Raw genomic sequence first — 19,173 nt, 5'->3', positions numbered from 1 at the left:
CACGTATTGGTTTATGAACAAATGTCAGCTAGACCTACTGTTTCTGGGCTATTTTTCTGAAAACAGCTCCAAAACGCAGGCACCGGCAGCGGCTTACGCCAGCAGAACCTTCCCAGAAATCTCAAACAGATTCTTTGTCTCAACTAAAATAGAAAGGTCTGGCAGTTGAAAACCTTTAGCTGACCATGGGCAAGTATTTCTTCCGGTTTTCATAGATAATCCAGAGCAGGATAGCCCAGATGACCAAGGCAATGGGTAATCCGCTGGGCTCCACCAAAAGATGGGTAAGCAGCACGCCCACCATGACCGGGAAAATCACCAAAGCGCCTAGCGCCCTGGTTTTGGGGAAGATAATGAGAATGCCGCCCAGCACTTCGGCGAAGCCAATTAAGGGCATTAACCAGGCAATTTCCATTAGGGCGGTGGAGTCTTTCACCAGTTCCTCGGGCAGGTTCTCCGGAACGGGCATGTAGTTAAAGAACTTGTTGAGGCCTCCGTTGATAAGGAGCAACCCGAACAGCAGGGAAAGACCGGTTAGAAGTTTCTGTTTCATGGTGAAAAGCGCTAGTTGTTTTGGTAATTAATCATCCAGTTAATGCCATACTTGTCTGTGAAACCGGCATAATACGCGCCGTAGAACATTTCCTGTAACGGCATTTCAATTTCACCTTCTTTTGACAACTCATTGAAAAGCCTGGTAGCCTCCTCCATGGATTCTGGTTCCAGGCTTATGTGCATGTTGTTTCCTTTAGAAAGTGTAAAACCCATTTCTTTAGGTGCATCTGTTCCCATCAACACATAGTCCCCTAACAACGGTAACTCCACGTGCAGGACCATTCTCTTTATTTCTTCGGCCACGGGTGGCTGGCCGGGGGCGGCGGGTATTTCCCCAAATCTTTTGATGCCATTCACAAATTCTGTCTTGAAAACCGATTTGTAAAAATTGAAGGCTTCTTCTGTAGTACCCGGCAAGTTGATATAGCTGGTAACTCTTGCTTTGTGGTTGGGTTTGTTTTGCTTGCGCAGGTAAAACTGGGCGGCAATGTATTGGTCAAGGTTCTCCAACCCGGCAGTGAAGCCTTCTTTGAAGCCCATTTGAATGATGGTTTCCAAATCTTCCTGCTTCTCAAATTGCATGCGCACCTGCACCACCGTGCTGTCACCGTCTGCCGTGAACGTGTTTTTCCAGGTTACTCTGGGCATAGACGGGTGTAAAACGGCATTCTCATCACAGAAAGCATCTATACCCGCATAAAAAACTTGCGGTTGAATTTGCTTGTACTCAAACAGACACCAGTGCCGCTCTCCTTCCGGGCCCTGCATGTAGTAATGCCAACGGCCACCTTCGGTAAAGTCCATGGCTTTGGTCACAGCCTGCCAAGGTTTAGGAGCCCACCATTGGTCTAGAATATCAGCCTCTGTCCAGGCGGCCCACACCAAGTCTTTGGGTGCCTGAAAGCTCCGCTCTACTTTGATGAGGTTATTTTCCTTCTCCACCTCAAAATTGAAAAGAATGGCTTTGTTCATTTTTTATTTGTTTTAAGTTTGGTCAAAACATCATCTAGTTGGTCAAACCGCTTGGAGAGCAGTTGCTTGAACTGTTCCAGCCAGTGCTCAATCTCTTTCATTTTGGTTGAGTTTAGGTGGTAATGAATTTCCCGGCCTTTTTGCTCCTGGGTTAAAACTTCACATTCCGTCAAAACCTGGAGATGCTTAGAAACTGCCTGCCTGCTGCTGTTAAAGTGTTCAGCCAAGGCATTGGGGGTCATGGAACCAGCGGCCAACAACATGATGATGGCGCGTCTGGTAGGGTCGGCTATGGCTTGAAATACATCTCGTCTTGTTTCCATTCTCATTCATTACGCTACCAAATGGTTGCAAAGATACGCGCAACTATTTAGTTGCAAAATTTTTATTTGATTTTCCCCAGCCGTGTGATTTGTTCAAATTATAATGTGGCAGTGCTGATGTAAAAGGCTGAGGAAGAACTCACTTGAAAGGGACCTTAGTTTAAGAAGACAATTTGAAAACGATTTGGAGGAATTCCTGTTTTTAGGCTGTTTTTGAGAAAACAGCCTAAAAACAGCTGAAAGGGGAAAACAAGGTTAAATAAAAAGCCCTCGCAGGTTTTTGCAACCTGTAAGGGCTAAATGATATTTCCGTTTTCGGCCTGTTTTAGCTAAAACAGCCCGAAAACGCATGTACGCTCTCCCCTCTCCACGGGAAAGGGGCCGGGGGTGAGGTCCCTACTTCTTCAGGCTCAGCATATACAGCGTGCCTTTCTCATTAGAAATCATCATATCTGTGTCATTCACAAACACCAACCCTTCGGCCTGACCGGTTTTTCCTAATGGGATTTGCTCTTTCTTGCCTTTGAACGCGCTGTCAGGGCTGTCGGCTTCAAACAGGTACACCCAGCCTTCGCCCAGCAGGGCGATGTTTTTCCCGTTGGGTGAAATATCTGCGGCGGTGATTTTGGTGGTGATCTGTACGCTGTCCAGCGGCTGCACGGTTTGTGAAGCGCCCGTTTGGTTGGCTACTTTGTAGAGTTTCACCCAGTCGCCTTTGCCTCGGTTTTTGGTGAACAGGTAGAAGTTATTGCCGTGCATGAGGAAGCCTTCCACGTCAAAGTTCAGGTTCTGCTTAGACGGCGGAAACTCGGTTTGGTCGGCGTACTTGAACGGAATGGTGCCCACCACTTTTTTGGCTTTCTCATCTACCTTCACAATCTGGAGGTCTTTGCGGGCGTTCTCGTTGTTGCCCATGTCGCCCAGGTACAGGAAACCGTCTTCGCCGCGGGCGATGTCTTCCCAGTCATTGTTTTTGCCGCCCTGCACGTTCATGGTCTCCAGCAATTCGCCCGATTGGTTGATTTTGTATAAGACCGCGTCATTGCCGGCGTCTGGGTGGGTCCAGAAGTTTCCATCAGCAGAGGCTTCCAAGCCAGAGCTTTCGGGCACGGTTTTCTTGCCCATCTTGCTCACCTCCTGCAAATCATAGTTGTTGTTGACGGCAAAGCCCTGGGTGGCGGGATTTTTGTCTTTCTTCTTTTTGCCTTCCTTTTTCTCAGTGTTTTCGGCGGTAGCGTCTTCGGTTTTGGCGGAGCCGCTGTCACAGGCCACGGCAATCAGCAGGCTTAGCCCTGCCGTCACCTCCAGTAATTTACTTTTCATAGTGTTGGGTCAGTTCGGTTAGTCTCTGCCAGACTTGCTGGGGCTGGCTCCAGAACTGCCGACTGTACACCGCGCCGTATTTCCAGCCGCGGGCCTGAAGGCGCAGGGGCACATCAGCGTGAGATGCCTTGGCGGAAGGGCGTCTATAGTACAAATCGTCGTCGGTTAACACTACGGCCTCATAGCGGTTGCCGTTGCGGAAAGTGAGGTCAGCGAAGGGAAGTTCCAATGACATTTCCAGATTTGTACTATTCTGCCCGAACTCTTCCAGCAGCGCCGGGTACAACAACAGCGCCGAAGGAATACCGGCCGGGGCCGAGGGTTGGGGCGAAAACCCATTCTCACTCACCTCTTTGGCGAAGGCCAGGTATTCGCGCAGCAGTTTGGGGCCGGGGTGCTTCACGTTCTCCACCGGGAATTGCTCGGGCCACAGGCTGGTCACCACGTACACCCGCTTAATGGCGCGCGTAATGGCCACGTTCAGGCGGTTTTCGCCTTTGGCGGCGTTCAGGCTGCCAAACATAGCCCGCACCACGCCACCCGCGTCTGGCGCGTACCCGATGGAGAAGATAATGTACTGCCGCTCATCGCCCTGAATGTTCTCAATGTTCTTGATGATGAGTTCCTCGGGCAGAGGCACATTCTGCGCCAGCGCGTGCTCTTCCAACAAGTCCTGCACCAGCTGTTGCTGCGGAAAGTTAAAAGTAATCACGCCCACATTGGTTTCGCCTTTGGCGATGAGTTCGAAGACCAAATCCCGCACGCGCTCGGCCTCTACCCTATTGGTCTGGTTTTCCCACACGCCGTCTACTTTCAAATATTGCAGCGCCGGTTCCGCGGTGTTCATGGCCTCTAGACGCGGGATTAGTTGCAGTTTGGCGCGGTAAAAATTCTGGTTAGAGAACTGAATCAGCTCTGGGTATTGGCTGCGGTAATGTTCAGAAAGCAGGGTTTGCGGCAGGTGCAGCGCGCTCAGTTGCAAGAGAGATTCCACCAGCAGTTCCTCCGTCTCGTCTTCTTCGTTGCCAAACCGCACGCGGTACAAATCTGACGGCCCCAGCTGCTGCTCGTCGCCGGCAATCACGGCCTGTTTGGCGCGCACCATGGCCGGCACGCCCACCTCGGCGAAGCATTGCGACGCCTCGTCAAAGATGACCAAATCAAAAATCCGCTCCAGCGGAAACAACGCCGATACCGTCTCCGGTGAGGCCAGCCAGCACGGCAACAACTGCCGAATCTCATCCCCGAACTCGGCGTTGAGCTTGCGGAGCGGGTACAGCATGCGCTTTTTGCTCACCTGCGTGAGCAGCCGCCGGTACGTAACCGGGTTGCCCAGGCGGTTGTACTCCATGTTTTTGTAAGTCTGTTCGCGCAGGTTGAGCAGAATAATCTGGCGGCTGAATTCCGCTTTTTGTTTGATTTTCTCTTGTAATTCCGTTTCCAACCGTTCCAGTTCGCCGGTGCTCACAATGGTGAGCACGGGGTTCTGGCCTTCCAGCTGTTGCAGCCAGGCCAGCTGCACGCTGTTCTCAATGGCGCGCAGTTGAGCCTCCACGCTTTCAGGCACTGCCGCACGTACTTCTTCCAGCCAGCTTTTCAGTTCCGGCGAAAACGTTTGCACCAGCGCATCAAAGGCCACCATTCTATCAAAATGCTCGTTGAGGCTCTGCGCCATTTCCTGGGCAGCGGCGGGGCTGGTGGCCAACGCTTCAATTTGAGAAGACGTCAACCATTGTTCCCACTCCCGAAGTTTTTCCTGCAAAGCCTGGAGTTTTGGCAACGTTTCAGAAAAAACAGCCCTAAAACGCTCGACGCGCAGCTGCAGCAGTTCCTCCGGCAGCACCTCGTAAGCCATCAGTTTGTGTACCATTTTTCTCAGTTCCCACGCCTGTTGCAAATGCGTCAACTCCTGCGTTGCGGCGGACCCATACACATCTGCCAGAATTTCCAGCGACGGCTCTTGCTCCTGCAGGGTTTTCCAACTGGTTTGCAGCGTCTCCAACTGCTTCAAGGCCATGCGCAGGTGCTCTACCGCCGTGTCTGGATCCGTGAGTTTTTTGCCTTCGGCGAACGCCGATAATTTCTTTTTAGCCGAAGAGAAGCCCCAGCCTATTTTACTAAAGAAACCGCTCTGCGCCTGGTCATGCTCCGCGAGTAGTTGGGTTACCTGAATGGCCTCTTCTGATGATAGTTTGGTCTGCGCCGCTGCCGTTTCTTTCTGCAGTTGCTGCAGCTGCTCCTCCCTGGTTTTAAAGTCTTTGGTTTGGGCCAGATTTCCAAAAAACAGCCTGGAAACGGCTTTGTCCTGCAAGGCTTCCTGCACCTGTAAAAGCGTGGACTGCTCCTGCAGCAACGCTTGCAGCGCGTCCCAGACTTCAGCCTGGGGTGGCAGCAGTTCCTTCACTTGGGTGGCCACGGCTTGCGCCGAAGCGGGAATAGCAGTGAGCAATTGAGTCAGTTTCTGGCGCTCGGTCCAGGTGTGGTGGTGGAAGGAACGGCGTTCGTTCCACGGGAAATCCAGGTTCTGGAGCAGCACCGCGTCTTGCAGGTAATGCAGCAGGCGCGGCCGCCAATCGGGCCAGGTTTGGGCATTGAAGTGCTGGAAGACGGCCTCGGCGGGTAGATGCGGTGCGCGCGGGTTGCTACGCAAATACAGTTCTTTGGGCGACCAACCGCAGACCGAGGTGTCAAACAACGCGTCTTTCAAGCTGTTCAAACGCTCGCTGATCTGGTTCATGCGGCGGCTGGTTTCCAGAAACTGCCGCTCGGCGTGGATGTTGCCCAAGGCCACGTTCTGCCGTTTGTATTCTTCTACCTGTTCAATCTGCGTTCTGATTTTACTGAACACGGCCGGGCGATCCAGGTTCAAGTCATGCACCAGCGCAGAGAATTGGTCCAGGCCGGTGGTGGAGAGGCGCTGATATACCACGTCCAGCGCGGCCCGCTTCTGGCAGACCACCAGCACGCTTTTGCCCCGCGCCAGGTAGTCAGAGACCAGATTGCAGATAAGCTGCGATTTTCCGGTGCCCGGCGGACCCTGCACCACCACGCTTTGCCCCGCCTTCACCTGCCGCAGCGCCGCCTCCTGTGAAGCATCGGCGTCAAAGGCGGTGAACAGCTGTTGCTCCAGCTGCGCATGCGTTGGGTTGATTTCCGCTTGCGGAAGAAGCAATTCTTCTAATGATGCGGCGGGCGGGTTCTCCAATAAATCATCATAGTCTGCCAACTGGTAAGAGCCTGCCTGCGGGAAGATGCCCAGCACCGCCTCGGGCTGCAGTTTCAGTTGTCCCGGCTTCCAGGTTTTCTCCAGGTCTTCGCGTTTGTAGGCTTTGAACGGCTGGAGCGCGTCTTTGAGCAGTTCCTGGTTAAAGTTAATGTCGATATTGCTATCGCGAAGCAGTTCGTAGAGCTTGGTTCTGAATTGTAAATCATCTGTAGGAAATTCGTCAAAATCTTCTTCCATGAGCGCCTCATCTGGCTTGAGGTTGAGGTAGTGCGCGTAGGCCAGCAGGAAACTTTTGTTGAAGAACGCGGGTGTGGCTTCGGGCCGAACCAGTTGCCATTGCCGTTTCTCGTTCACCTTCAGCTCCACGGGGAAGAACAGCAACGGGCACCGCACCAGGGTACCGTCTGGGAACGCGCCTTCCACCATGGGATACCCCACGAACAGCTCCTTCGCGCCGCGCTCCTCCCAAATCATGTGCGCCCGCCGCTGAATGGTTTTCAGGCTTTTGGTGAGCGAGGCCAAGGTGGCATCACGGGCATCGGCAACGGCACAGAGGGTGATGTTCTGTTTGCCCGCCAGCAACTCTTTGATATACTCAAACGAAGGGCCTTTGTGCGCGTGGTCCAGCGCGTGCAAATCCAGGTGCAGACTAGCCGACGGCTTAAGCAAGACGAGCGAACGGTTAGAGCCACTGAGGTTGAGCAGACGGCGCTGGTACTGTTTGAGCAGGTGCGGAAGCGGAGTTTCAGGGTTGGGCATATGGGGTAAACGGTGGAGCCGGACGCGTGTTTTACGAAGGATTTAACGTGTTTGGCTAAACGACGGCAGAAGGCAATCGGCCGCCGTTTAACGTTTTAGGACATGCTTGTTTTTCAAGTGACTGCTCGTTCTTATCTTTTTGTTTTTGACCTGTTTTTCTGAAAGTAGCCCGAAAACGCATTTCTGTCAGTCAAGTTTGCGTGTTTTGGAGATAAATTCTTGTGGAACGGAACCAGCCACTTTACCACAATATTACTTTCTATCTAAATTGTCTTTGCTTACCTTAAAAGTGTTTTCAAAATTCCCTTTCCGCCACCCAGAGTTCGTTGCATCAGTGTTGATTATATAAGCTCCTGTTTCTGTGTCTAGTATAATTATTCCTCTTTCTCCCATAGATGTCTGATATTTTCCTCCATTCCCGGAACTGTCATTCTTGAAACTAAAAGCCGAGATTAACAAGGCTGCGCTTAAAAAGCCAATCATGATGGATTTGGTGTCTAATTGGAGTTTCATATAGTAGCGTTTAATGATTGTAATTGTCTGGCATTACTGTCTTTTGCCTATATCCATTTCTAGACTTTTGCAAATCCCAAAGATTCCTTTTCCTACAGGAACAGATAAATTCTTAAATATTTCAAGTTTGACCTGACGGCTAGTATTAACAACGAGCAAGGCCGTCGGTCGAAGGCTGACATTTAAACAATGTTAGGGGCAGGTTTTTTTTCTGCTTTTGCCCAAATTCCAATGCTTATCCCTAACCCAACCAATGTTTGCCAAGAAATAAAAAAAAGGCTTGGGTCGGTAGCAAGTACAGTTGTAATATTTAAACCGAGATTGTGCTTCTTCATCTGCTCTACTAAAGGAAAGGCACATAATGAAGCGACCATTGTAATTGCTAAACCCATTTTAAAGCTTCCCATTCTTATGAATATGCTGTTGACAAGGAACATAAGCGTTCCTGCAAGAATGGAGCATACAATTATTGAACCCATGCCCATTACGCTAGATAATCCGATTGCTGACAGCATTGTAATGAAGAAAACAGGCAACGTCAGAATAAGCCCAAGGGCGATTGCTATGAATTTATTTATGACAATCCTGTCAAGATTGGTCAATATTACTGCTATTGAGAAAAGGAAAGGACTTAAAAAAGCACCTTGGTCCTGACCATCGAAATGGAATACGAGAGTGGCAACCATGAAGGAAGCTGTTGTCGTGAGAACAATCCTTTTTAAGTCTACAGTCATATATAATTTATTGCTTGCCCTTAACGGCATGGCTAAACAGAACTCAGCTTTTTCTTTTCGGGGCAGCTTCCATGATAACAACGCAAAAAGGTATACATCATTTGCCAAGCTGCTACTATACAAAGCTCCTGTGGTTAATTTACACAATGCACAACGCAATACAAATCAGACCGCTATTGCATCGGGCCAGTAAGTTCTGGCCTAAACAAAAATTCCCTTTGCTGTTTTCGTGAAAACAGCCCCAAAACGGGAATTCATTCAGGAAAACTAGGTATTAGACTAGCTTTTCAACGCCTGTGGCTGGCCTTGAGGAGTCTTTACTTTCTCCATTTTAATATCCATGACTTTGCCTTTCTTGCGGCTTTCCTCTGCCATGAAGCCCATTACGTGGCTTTCAATGGATTCATCAATGGTAGACGTCAACAAGGCAGGATTTTGCTGAGCCACCGCCTGCACAAAATCACGCACCAGAAGCCAGTCACCACCGCCGTGACCGCTGTTTTTGTAGCCTTCCACGTCTTCGGCCCGAGGCACAAACGTGGTTGACTTGCGGGTGCGGAAATCGGTGACCACCAGTTCTTTCATGTCGCCTACCATGTCGCCCATAGAGCCCATGATGCGGGTGCGGCGGTCATGGTAAGACGTGAAGGCTTCCATAGAGAAGTTGGCCGTTACGCTGTCAGCAAACTGAATGCTGGTCACGTAGTGGTCTGGCTGGTCGTTTTCCATGCGGTACACGCAGCGTCCGTAGTTGGTGGTTTTCAGGCGCTCCATGATGGCCGCATCTTGCTGTGATTTATCAGTTGGCAAGTCCAGCACCTTGTTGCGGTTTCGCCGTTCGTAGTATTCTTTGATAGCCGAGTACGGGCACTCGCGCTCTACTTTACAGCCGTCAGTGCAGCGGGCAGTGCTGCCGGCGGGGGCGTTTTCTTTCTTGAACCACTTCAAATCGCCCATGGCCACAATCTTTTGGCTGGGCTTGTTCACCACCCACTTGATGATGTCCAGGTCATGGCAGGATTTGGCCAGAATGATAGGCGTGGTTTCTTTGGAGTTGTGCCAGTTGCCGCGCACGTAGCTGTGGGCCATGTGCGTGTGCTCAATAGGCTCAAAATGCTGCACGCTGATAACTTCGCCAATAGCACCCTGGGCAATGAGTTCCTTCATTTTCACGAAGTACGGAGCGTAGCGCAGCACGTGGCAAACCGCTACAATTCTATTGGTTTTGTGGGCCATGTCCAGAATCTGGCGACACTCTTTCTCGGTAGGTGCAATGGGTTTCTCCAGCAAGATGTCATAGCCCATGGCCAGGGCTTTCATGCAGGGCTCAAAGTGCATGTTGTCTGGGGTGGCAATAATCACGGCATCAGCAAACTTGGGCTTTTTGAACACGTCTTCCCAGGTCTGGAAACGGTTTTCTGCCGAGATGGAATGCACCTGCGCGTGACGGTCATTGCGGTATTGGTTGGGTTCGGCCACGCCCACAATCTTTAACTGCTCAGGGAATTTTGCGGCGAAGTTCCCGTACACGGTTCCGCGGTTACCGGCTCCAATGGAGATAGCGGTCACCGGTTTGGCCATGGGCCCGTAGAGCGGGTTCTCCGGGATTTTATAGGAATATTTGTTGTCACCCAGATGCGCCAGGGCTTCTGTGCTAATCACGGCTGCCCCAATGGAAAGGCCTAATGATTTCAGTACGTTTCTCCGGTTCATAATCTTCACGTTAAATTACCTAAGCTGTTTGTTAGTTTCTATTTGTAGCTGTTCCTGATAGTGGCATGGTACTTCTGGTATAACTCATTGGCCACAGTCACCGAGTTCCCGGCGGTTTTAGCTGGGTAAGGTTCAGTGCTGTTCACCCATTGCCACTCCCAGTTTTTGATTTTGGCATCAAAGGCTTTCTGGTCTATGGCCTGCCCTTTGGCCATTTGGCTGTTCACATAGCTGAAATATTGCTGCCAACGCGGTTTGTAATAGCCATTCAGGAGACCGGCCCACTGGCGGTTAGCGTATTCACTCAACTTGCTGTCTTTGTCACCCCAGAGAGTCAACAAGTTACGGGCGTTTTTTTCGTATAAGCGCTTTTCTTCAGGGGTAGTTCCCCAGGCCTTGGCGGCGTTGAGCCAGCGGCCCAGCAACAGGTCTTCCTGGGTGGCGACCAGCCGGTCCAGGTCTTCAATCAGCGTGATGAACTCGGCACTGTGCTTTTTGAAAGCAGCCGCGTCTTTGTTCTTGTAGTCTTTCGCGAACTGCTGCTGCACCTGGGTAGCGTAATTGGCCAATACCTGACGGGTTAAATCCACCACGTCAAACTGGTAGCCTTCGGCTGATTTTAAGTCATTAGAGGCGGCTATGAGTTTATCCCAGGCGGTGACAAGCTCCAGTTGGTTATAGGTAAAATTCGTGGTGGCCCCTCCGGCGTTCCTGTTGAACGTAGGCCGGCCCACAATGATAGATTCGGGCCCGCCCGAGGTCACGCTGTCTGCATAGACTGTGCGGCGCAGGATTTCCCAGGCTTGGTTGGCGCTGGCGTTTTCCTTGCCGTACCGGCGATGGGTGTACCCTTTCAACCAGGAGGTAAGGTCAATAGGCGTTTCGCGCCAGGCGTTCTCCATCATGAGCTCATACATGACCGGGTTTTGCTCAATGGCTTCGGGCGTGAGCCCAATACCGGTCAGTTTGCCCCGGTTGGGGTGGTGCAGCGCCTCAGCTGGCCAGGTAGCCACTCTATCCATCAATCCATACATATTCACGTTCCCCCCGAAGTTGTGCAGCATGTTCCAAATCCAGGGTTTGCCATAATACGCCTCTGTCTTCTGCCACATGGGGTTCTTCTCGCTCCACAAATCCAGGATAATCATCTTGTCATTGGGCACGCCGTTGAGCATGGCCTGAATCTGGGGCGCTTGCCAGAAATCACGGGAGAAATGGAACAGCCAGCCCTGCATAATCCAGGTGGCTTTGGGGTCTGCCGCCGCCATAGACTGATAGACCTTCTGGCCCACGTTGTTCAGGAACAGAGAATCGCTGGACGGCGGTTGGTTCTCGTTGAAGGTGTCTGAGGTATAGAAATGGTCAGTGCCGAAGGTCTTGATTTCCTCCTCAATAAATTTCTTGCCAATCTCCACGAACATCGGGTCGTCCGGATCCAACAGGTACACATCTGGGAACATCTCGTCCCAGTTGGTTTTCTTCAGGTTGGCCTTCGGGAATTTGTCTTTGAAAGCCGGTGGCACGTGGCCGGTGAAAGCGGGCAAAATAGGCGTCATGCCCAGGCCGCGCTGCCGCTCCAGAATCTGCTTCTGCAGCGCCTCATGGCTGTCCATCCAGCTCACGGGCAGCGGGCCGCCCCAGCCGTCCAGGTTGCCCATCCAGAACCACGCAAAATACGCCGGGCCGCTGAAGAAGCTCTCCAAATCCTTATCCGTCAGTCCCATGCTCTTGTACACGCGGCGGTGAATGGCGTTCTGCCCCGTTACGGCCAGCGGCATGTTGATGCCGTTTAGGGCCATCCAGTCAATCTCCCACTGCCAGCGCTCCCAGTCCCACCAGCTCATGGTGTAGTTGAACGTGCAGTAGTTGAGGTAGTAGCGGTATTTATACGGGCTTGCCTGTCTCACTTTCTGTGTTACCACGGGCAGCTTGTCTGACAGGTTGAGGTTACTGCCGTTCCACGTGATGCTGCTGTGGGTGTAATATTTGAGGTAATGGTTCAGTGCACTGGCCACCGAAACGCCGTTATTGCCGCGCAGCACAATCTTGCCGCCCAGGCTCTCCACCTCAAACACGTCCTTCTCCCCTTCCTTTGGGATGAACTCCACCACGAACTGGTCTGCGTACTTGCCTACTATGCGCTTAATGAGGTCATAAGAGGCTTTAGCAGCTACGGCATCTGTAGTAGAATTGGCCGCTGCCGCTGGAGCCGTAGAGGCCGTGGGGGTCACATTCTTTCGGGCGCAGCCAAAACTGAGCAAGCCTAACCACAGCGTCAGGGTGAAAAGTAAGGGGGTTTTATAGGGGGATTGCACCTTCATTCAAGTTTAACATTAGATAGTTTTCTGGCAGGAGCTAAACATCAAGGCCGCCTGCCAATTTTCTGTTTTCGCTGTTTTCTGAAAAACAGGCCGAAAACAGCTTTTCTATACACTCCGGTGACCCGAACCTTCAGATGAATTTCCGTTCACCAGATAATACCTCATGCGCCTTTGTGCTTCTGCACCAGTTCTTTGGCTTTGGCTAGCGGGTCCTCAAAAGGAGTGGTCCTGTTGGTCCAGGGCTTTTGTATCCAGGCTTCTTCCCAGGCATCAATATTGGCGTTGGGTTCATACAGGTGCAGTTTCATGCGCGGCACGTAGTAATCTTTGATGAGACCGCTCCAGAGCCTGGCGGCATAGTCTTCGTTCACGCCGCCCCAAGTAGTTATCAGGCGCTTGGCGTTGGCTTCATAGTAATTTTTCTCCTGGCTATTCTTGCCGTGTGACCGGGCCAACTCTACCCACGGCTGCAGGCGGTTGGTGGGGTGCGACTCCAGCAAACGGTCAATGTCTAACAGAATAGCAATGGCCTTGTCCCCTTCCTGTTTCATCAGAGCCTGGTTTTTGGCAGCCTTGGCGGCCAGGGCCCGCTTGTAATGCTCATCTGCTTTGGCGCCCAGGTACAGCATGGCCATCTCAATAGCGTCATGGCGGTATAATGGGCTACTTTTGAGCTTCTCTGAACCGGCCAGGAAGTTTTCAACCCCTTTAAAGAAGAGCGGCTCTGTGTTCACCACCCCTTTTCTTCTGGTGTCTGGCACCACCAACTGCCACACAAAGCGCGGGTACGGCGAGAAACTGTTGAACACTGATTTGCGGAGCTGGTCCCAGGCGGTCTGCACCTCGGCCGGATAGCCGCCGTAGCGGGCTTTGCTGTACGCCTGCATCCATTGGTCCAGGTTGATTTCCTCGTGCGCCCAGCCCATGTCTGCCAGCAGTTCATACACCACCTCATTGTTCTCAATGCCTTCCGGCGCTGAGCCGAAACCAATCAACGTCTTGCGGTACGGTGATTTCAGAGCTTCAATAGCCCCCGAGGCGTACATAGACAATACGCCGGTATAAGGGGTTTTGCCCCCGAAGTTTGGCACGTAGCTGTACACCCATTTCTTTCCATAGAAGCCTTCGTGCTCCTTCCATACCGATGGGATGTTCCAAACCAGGCTCGGGTATTCATTGGCCAGGTCCAGGATGATCATTTTGTCATCTGGCACCCGGGACATCATGGCGCTCAGGGTTTTCTTGTCCCAGAAATCGGCTTGCCAGCCGAAGGTCCAGCCCTGGGTCACCCACACGGCATCTGGGTTACCGGCCACAATAGACTTGTAGATAGACTCGCCGTAGCCAGCCAGCAGGTCATATTTGGCGTTGGGGTTGTCTTTGGGTACGGGCACGTCCATCTCGTTGAAGCTATCTGACAGATACAGCTTGTGTTTCCCAAATTCCTTTTCCCATTCCTCCACAAATAGCTTCCCTATCTTCTCAAAGAAAGGCGAATCTGGGGCCAGCACGTAGGCATTGTTTTCCTCTGGGAAGCCACCCCACTTCAGGGCGTTCACTTTCAGTTCTGGGTGCCTTTTCTTGAAACCCTCAGGCACAAAACCGGCAAACGCGGGCGCGATGGGTTCAAATCCCAGTTCTTTCATGCGGTCCAGAATCTGGTGCTGTAGTTTTACCTGACCGTCATGCCAACCGTCTGGGAAAGGGCCGTCCCATTTGTTGATGTTGCCCATGCGGTGCCACGGCAAGTGCGCCGGTCCGGTGAAGAATTCCCTGATTTCCTCGTTGGTGAGGCCCAGCTTTTTCCAAACCCGTTCGGCAATGGCCTCACTGCCTACCACGGCCAACGGCATGTTCACGCCGTGCAGGGCCATCCAGTCAATCTCTTTTTGCCAGCGCTCCCAGTCCCAGTAAGGCGTGGTGTAGCCGTAGGTCACCACGTTCAGGAAATAGCGGTATTGGTACGGCGAGGTGGCGCGTTCTTTGGCATAGTCTGGCCATTGGTCCCCCAGGTTCAGATGGTTCCCGCTCCAGCTTACAATGCTGTTGGTGGCTTTCTTGAGGTACTGGTGAAACCCAAAGGTCATGGCCACGGCACTGCTGCCCCTCACGGTTAATTTCCCGTTTTTGGCTTCAATCTCATAGGTATCCAGGCTGTCCTGGGCTGGAATGATTTCAAGGGTGATGTCTTTGGCCCGGTCGCCAATCAACCGTTGCATGACCCCTCTGGCCGCCGCAATCACCTGGTCTTGCTGTTCACTGGCTTTGCCCGCCTCTGTTTCCCGCTGCCCCGTGTTGGTACAAGCCACCGCCAGCAGGGCTATTAGGGCCAGTACAAAAGAAAAGTATTTATTCATCTGTAATTGTTTCATCTTCCACTATTAACTTCTTACTCAGCACTACAGTCTTTATAATCTTATCAAAACAAAGGCGCTACAAGGGCACACCTAGCTAGCTGCGTCTTAGGCGTTTTTGGCCTGTTTTTCTGAAAACAGGCAAAAACAGAAACCTGGCCTGGGGTTATTCACTGTCACTCTCCAGCACGTCTTCAAAAATGTTCTCCATGACCACGGCCACCGGCCCCATAATATCTGCCTCCAGCCCTAGGGTAGACAGCACAATCTCTGTCTTCTCCCGCATCTGGGCCATGCAGTACTGGTTAATGGACTGCTGAATGGGGGTGGTGATGTATTGTCTGGCCTCGGCCATTCTGCCGCCCAGGATAATGAGCTCCGGGTTCAGCAACTGAATCAAAATGGCAATGCCCCTGCCCAGGCTGATGCCCATTTCTGAAAGAATATTAATGGCAAACTGGTCACCCAGGTTGGCGGCGTCAATGATGAGTTGCGGGTTAATCTTGTCTATTTCGCCTCCGGAAAGCTCGTTGAGCAGGGAATACTGGCCCGATTGGATGCCCTCTTTGGCCATTCTGGTGAGCGCAATGCCGGAGGCCACCGTTTCCAGGCAGCCTATCTTGCCACAATAGCAAAGGGCGCCATTGTTTACCAGCGGGATGTGCCCTATCTCACCGGCGAAGCCCGTGTAGCCGCTGTTCAGTCTCCCGTCGGTTAAAATGCCCAAGCCAATGCCCCAGTCCAGTTTTAGCACCAGCACATTTTTCCGGCCTTTGGCCAACCCAAACCTATACTCTGCCAACGCAATGCTCTTGACGTCATTCTGCAGGTAGACAGGTTTGTTGAACTTGCTTGAAAGTATTTTTTGCAGGGACTCTGCTCCGGAAGGCGGAATAAGATAGGTGTGGTTGTTTCCTTCCTTGGCATTTACCAGGCCGGGCATGCTGAGCCCAATACCCAACAGTTTTTCCCGGTCAATACCAGAGGAGGCAATGAGCTCTTCTGCGTGTTCATAGAGTTGTTCTATGATGCCCATGTCTTTGGAGATATGGATAGGCAGGACGCGGGTACGGGTAATGTTATTGTTGTTGTTGTCAAAGATGGCCATACGGGTTCTAAAACGGCCCAAGGCTATGCTCAACACGTATAAAGAGTTATCCCGAAGACCATACAGGGCTGGTTTTCTCCCGCCCTCAGATTTCCCCTGCCCCTGCTTCTCTACCAACCCTTCTTCTATCAACTCTTTCAGAAGACCTTTGGAGGTGGGGGAACTGATCCGGAAATCTGTACAGATTTCTGCGTTGGTCTTAGGCCCCTGCACATACAACTCCTTGATTATTTTAATCTTCTGGTTATATTTTTTCTTCTCTACATGGTTTAGAGAATCTATATAAGCATCTACCTGAATTAATGTACTCATACCTGTTTGCAACTAATCACTTTACAAATAACAACTTTTTTACCTAATCTTAAAATACTTTCGGTATTTTTTTATAAAAGTCTTTACGCTAAAAATTGGTTTTCCTTATAATTTACTACTTCTATGCGCTTACAAAATATAATTTCTTAGCCTGGCCAGCATCATACCCTCTTTACAGGCTGTTTATGGCTTACTTTTCAGAAATCAGCGTAAAACCAGAGCCTGCACCAGCAGTAACCACTTGCAGCTGGCTATACCAAGAGCCACCACAGGATCATGGTCGTTATAATAGCCGTGATCCCCTGCAGCAAGGTAGCCATGGTGTGGGCTTTATAGGCATCTGCTACTTTTAAGCCGCTGAACTGTGTCACCACCCAGAAATAGCTGTCATTCACATGGCTTACCGCCATTGCCCCTGCCCCTATGGCCATGACCACTAAAGCCAAGGGCACCGCGCCCACAATGCCCGCCTGAGCAAGAGTAGGGGCAACCAGCGCTGAGGTAATAACCAGGGCGGCGGTTGAAGACCCCTGGGCCGTCTTTAGGGCTGCCGCAATCAGGAAGGGCACAAGCAGCAACAAGGCTCCCTGCATGGCTTCGCCCTGAGCCACCCCTTTGATCACTTCTGCAACAGAGGTGGCTTTGATCACCGCCCCAAAGGCACCGCCGGCACCGGTAAGGAGGAGAATGACGGCGGCATCTTTCAGCCCTTCGCCCACCCAACCGGTCAGGGTTTCTTCATTCCATTTGGGCAGTAGGGCAAACGCGGCCAAAACCCCTAGGAGCAACGCCACCACAGGCGTTCCCAGAAAAAGCATGACATAGGCCGCCTCCCCTGACCACTGCTGGAAGCTGACTACTGAGCCTGCCCCAATCAAGACAATGGGCAATAGAATGGGGGTGAAGGCTTTGAAAGCGGAAGGCATTTGGCCGAAATCCTTGAGAATGTCCTCATAGGAGTCGGTTGGCTCCTGCTCCTCTTCCACCGGAATTTTAACGGCGACGTTGGTGGCCCAGAAATAGCCGGCCAACATGGTAGGCACAGACACGATCAACCCGAACAGAATCACCGTACCCAGGTAGTTACTGGCACCAATATTACCCGCTGCGGCTATGGGACCCGGGGTGGGCGGGACCAGCGTATGCGTTGCATACAAACCCGTGGCAAGGGCCACTGACATAGATGCCTGCGGGGCGTGCGCCCTCTGCGCCAGCGCTTTTCTAAGGCTGCTCAAGATGACGAACGCAGAATCACAAAACACCGGAATACTCACTAGCGCCCCAATTAAGGACATGCCCAGCTGCGGTCTTTTCTCCCCCACCACCCGCAGAACCACCTCGGCCATACGCAGCGCAGCACCTGATTTTTCCAGAATTTTACCAATGATAGTGCCGGCCACCACCACTATCCCAATATAGCCCATGAGTCCGCCAAAACCGTCATTCACCGCTTTGACCACCTCTGGCAAGGGAACCCCAGCGGCAATACCCACCCCAAAGGCAGCCAGCAGTAACCCCAGGAAAGGATGCAGCTTAAATTTTGCAGTGGCCACCACAATGAACGCCACCCCTGCCACCAGTATCAAACAAAGTAAAGCTCCCTGTACCATATAGCCTGTTTAGTGGTTTTTCTTTGAGATAAGCCGGGCAATGTTACGGGCGCAGAAATAGAGGTTTTCTTTGCTGCTGGCCATGGCCTCTTGCAACGTCACGGGGGCATGGGTAATGGCGTGGCAGCTGAAAAAATGGGGTAAAAGCTGTTCATGCCCGCGCCCCAAGGCCCCAGAAATCAAAATGGTTGGCTTGCCGTAAGAACGGGCCACCTGGGCTATATGCAAAGGGAGTTTCCCGTACAAGGTCTGGTAATCACTCTGTCCCTCACCGGTAATAACCCAGTCTGCCTGCTGCACATAACGGTCTAAACCTGCGGCATTGGCTATAAGCCGCGCCCCTGGCTCCAGGGTTGCGCCCAAAGCGAGAAAGGCAAACCCCAGGCCTCCTGCAGCCCCCGCCCCCGGCATCTGCTGCAGCTTCTGCTGCAGGGCCTGCTCTATTAAATCAGCAAAGTTGCGCATGCCCTTATCCAGCAGCACCACCTGCTCCTGAGAGGCCCCTTTCTGGGAGCCATAGGTAAAGGAGGCGCCATTTGATCCGCACAGCGGATTTTTCACATCACTGGCAATTTTAAATTGACACTCCTGCATCTGAGGGAGAAGAGGCGCAAAGTCTACGCTCACTATTTTAGAAAGGGATGCCCCAATGGGTTGCACCGGCTTCCCCTCTTCATCCTGAAACACCACCCCCAGCGCCTGCAACATACCCAAGCCCCCATCATTGGTGGCACTTCCGCCCAGACCAATAATGAAGTTTCTGATGCCTTTGCCAAGGGCTTCTTTGATCAGCTCCCCCACCCCGTACGAGGTTGTCTGCATTGGATTCCTCTCCGCATCAGGTACCATGGTCAGGCCAGCAATCTGGGCTATTTCAATAACAGCGGTACGCCCATCACCCAGGATGCCATAGCCTGTGGTTACAGTGTTGCCCAAAGGGCCACTTGCCGTTGTTTCTACCTTGGTACCGTTTGTAGAATAGAGTAGGGTTTCCAGGGTTCCTTCCCCGCCATCTGCCATAGGAACCACCCACACCTTGGCCTCAGGGGCCTCCATTTGAAAAGCCTCCTGAATTGTAAGCCCCACTTCTTTGGCTGATAAACTCCCTTTATAAGAATCTGGGGCGATGACAATATTCATAGGCTTCTAGTTACGAGGGGCAATAGACATTTATTATTAGAGGAATAGCCATTTTCTGGCTTTGGCAGCATTTGCCTAACCGGTGGCACGCGCAACATTATTCCTGGTTTTGCTCTGATTTAAGAAAAACAGCCCATAAACAGGAGCCTCCAGACAGGCAAAGATGGGGAGAAGGCGGTTCCTCCAGCATGAGTTTCATTTTCCTGCCTT

At 51.8% G+C, this 19,173-nt stretch carries 13 protein-coding genes; all 13 read right to left on the bottom strand.

Annotated features, from left to right (window positions below; all coding sequences use genetic code 11):
• Nucleotides 1-175: 175 nt before the first annotated feature.
• The 13 genes from A8O25_RS02100 to A8O25_RS02035 all read right to left on the bottom strand — a co-directional run bounded on the left by A8O25_RS02100 (nucleotide 176) and on the right by A8O25_RS02035 (nucleotide 18,963).
• Nucleotides 176-553 (bottom strand): DoxX family protein, encoded by a 378-nt coding sequence (locus A8O25_RS02100; RefSeq protein ID WP_066830140.1) that lies wholly within the window; start codon nucleotides 551-553, stop codon nucleotides 176-178.
• An 11-nt stretch (nucleotides 554-564) separates the two neighbouring features.
• Entirely contained in the window at nucleotides 565-1,527 is a 963-nt protein-coding gene (locus A8O25_RS02095) for an SRPBCC domain-containing protein (protein ID WP_066830137.1), read from the bottom strand.
• Nucleotides 1,524-1,850 carry an ArsR/SmtB family transcription factor gene (locus A8O25_RS02090; protein WP_066830134.1) on the bottom strand — a complete coding sequence of 109 codons (327 nt, stop codon included), beginning with the start codon at nucleotides 1,848-1,850 and terminating at the stop codon, nucleotides 1,524-1,526. The genes A8O25_RS02095 and A8O25_RS02090 overlap by 4 nt, the downstream gene beginning before the upstream one ends.
• Nucleotides 1,851-2,246: 396 nt before the next feature.
• A complete protein-coding gene (locus A8O25_RS02085; protein ID WP_066830131.1) occupies nucleotides 2,247-3,173 on the bottom strand; it encodes a hypothetical protein in 927 nt (308 codons plus the stop codon).
• Nucleotides 3,163-7,158: an AAA domain-containing protein gene (locus A8O25_RS02080; RefSeq protein ID WP_066830128.1), complete on the bottom strand. Its 3,996-nt coding sequence runs from the start codon at nucleotides 7,156-7,158 to the stop codon at nucleotides 3,163-3,165. The genes A8O25_RS02085 and A8O25_RS02080 overlap by 11 nt, the downstream gene beginning before the upstream one ends.
• Nucleotides 7,159-7,410: 252 nt before the next feature.
• Entirely contained in the window at nucleotides 7,411-7,671 is a 261-nt protein-coding gene (locus A8O25_RS02075; protein WP_066830127.1) for a hypothetical protein, read from the bottom strand.
• Nucleotides 7,672-7,853: 182 nt separating this feature from the next.
• Nucleotides 7,854-8,513: a hypothetical protein gene (locus tag A8O25_RS02070; RefSeq protein ID WP_153042549.1), complete on the bottom strand. Its 660-nt coding sequence runs from the start codon at nucleotides 8,511-8,513 to the stop codon at nucleotides 7,854-7,856.
• A gap of 171 nt (nucleotides 8,514-8,684) precedes the next feature.
• On the bottom strand, nucleotides 8,685-10,118 hold the full coding sequence (locus A8O25_RS02060) for a Gfo/Idh/MocA family protein (RefSeq protein ID WP_082893386.1): 1,434 nt from the start codon (nucleotides 10,116-10,118) through the stop codon (nucleotides 8,685-8,687).
• A gap of 38 nt (nucleotides 10,119-10,156) precedes the next feature.
• Entirely contained in the window at nucleotides 10,157-12,439 is a 2,283-nt protein-coding gene (locus tag A8O25_RS02055; RefSeq protein WP_074987926.1) for an alpha-N-acetylglucosaminidase, read from the bottom strand.
• 161 nt (nucleotides 12,440-12,600) lie between these two features.
• A complete protein-coding gene (locus A8O25_RS02050; protein WP_066830308.1) occupies nucleotides 12,601-14,796 on the bottom strand; it encodes an alpha-N-acetylglucosaminidase in 2,196 nt (731 codons plus the stop codon).
• 163 nt (nucleotides 14,797-14,959) lie between these two features.
• On the bottom strand, nucleotides 14,960-16,213 hold the full coding sequence (locus tag A8O25_RS02045) for an ROK family transcriptional regulator (protein WP_066830120.1): 1,254 nt from the start codon (nucleotides 16,211-16,213) through the stop codon (nucleotides 14,960-14,962).
• A gap of 251 nt (nucleotides 16,214-16,464) precedes the next feature.
• The gene (locus tag A8O25_RS02040; RefSeq protein ID WP_066830116.1) at nucleotides 16,465-17,823 is read right to left on the bottom strand and encodes a GntP family permease; all 1,359 of its coding nucleotides are present in this window, start codon (nucleotides 17,821-17,823) and stop codon (nucleotides 16,465-16,467) included.
• A gap of 9 nt (nucleotides 17,824-17,832) precedes the next feature.
• Nucleotides 17,833-18,963 (bottom strand): glycerate kinase, encoded by a 1,131-nt coding sequence (locus A8O25_RS02035; protein ID WP_066830113.1) that lies wholly within the window; start codon nucleotides 18,961-18,963, stop codon nucleotides 17,833-17,835.
• Nucleotides 18,964-19,173 lie beyond the last annotated feature (210 nt).

The sequence above is a fragment of the Rufibacter ruber genome (genome assembly GCF_001647275.1).
GTDB classification, from domain to species: Bacteria; Bacteroidota; Bacteroidia; order Cytophagales; family Hymenobacteraceae; genus Nibribacter; species Nibribacter ruber_C.
Note: the sequence above shows the minus strand (reverse complement) of the source record. Positions and strands in the feature narration are given on the sequence as shown.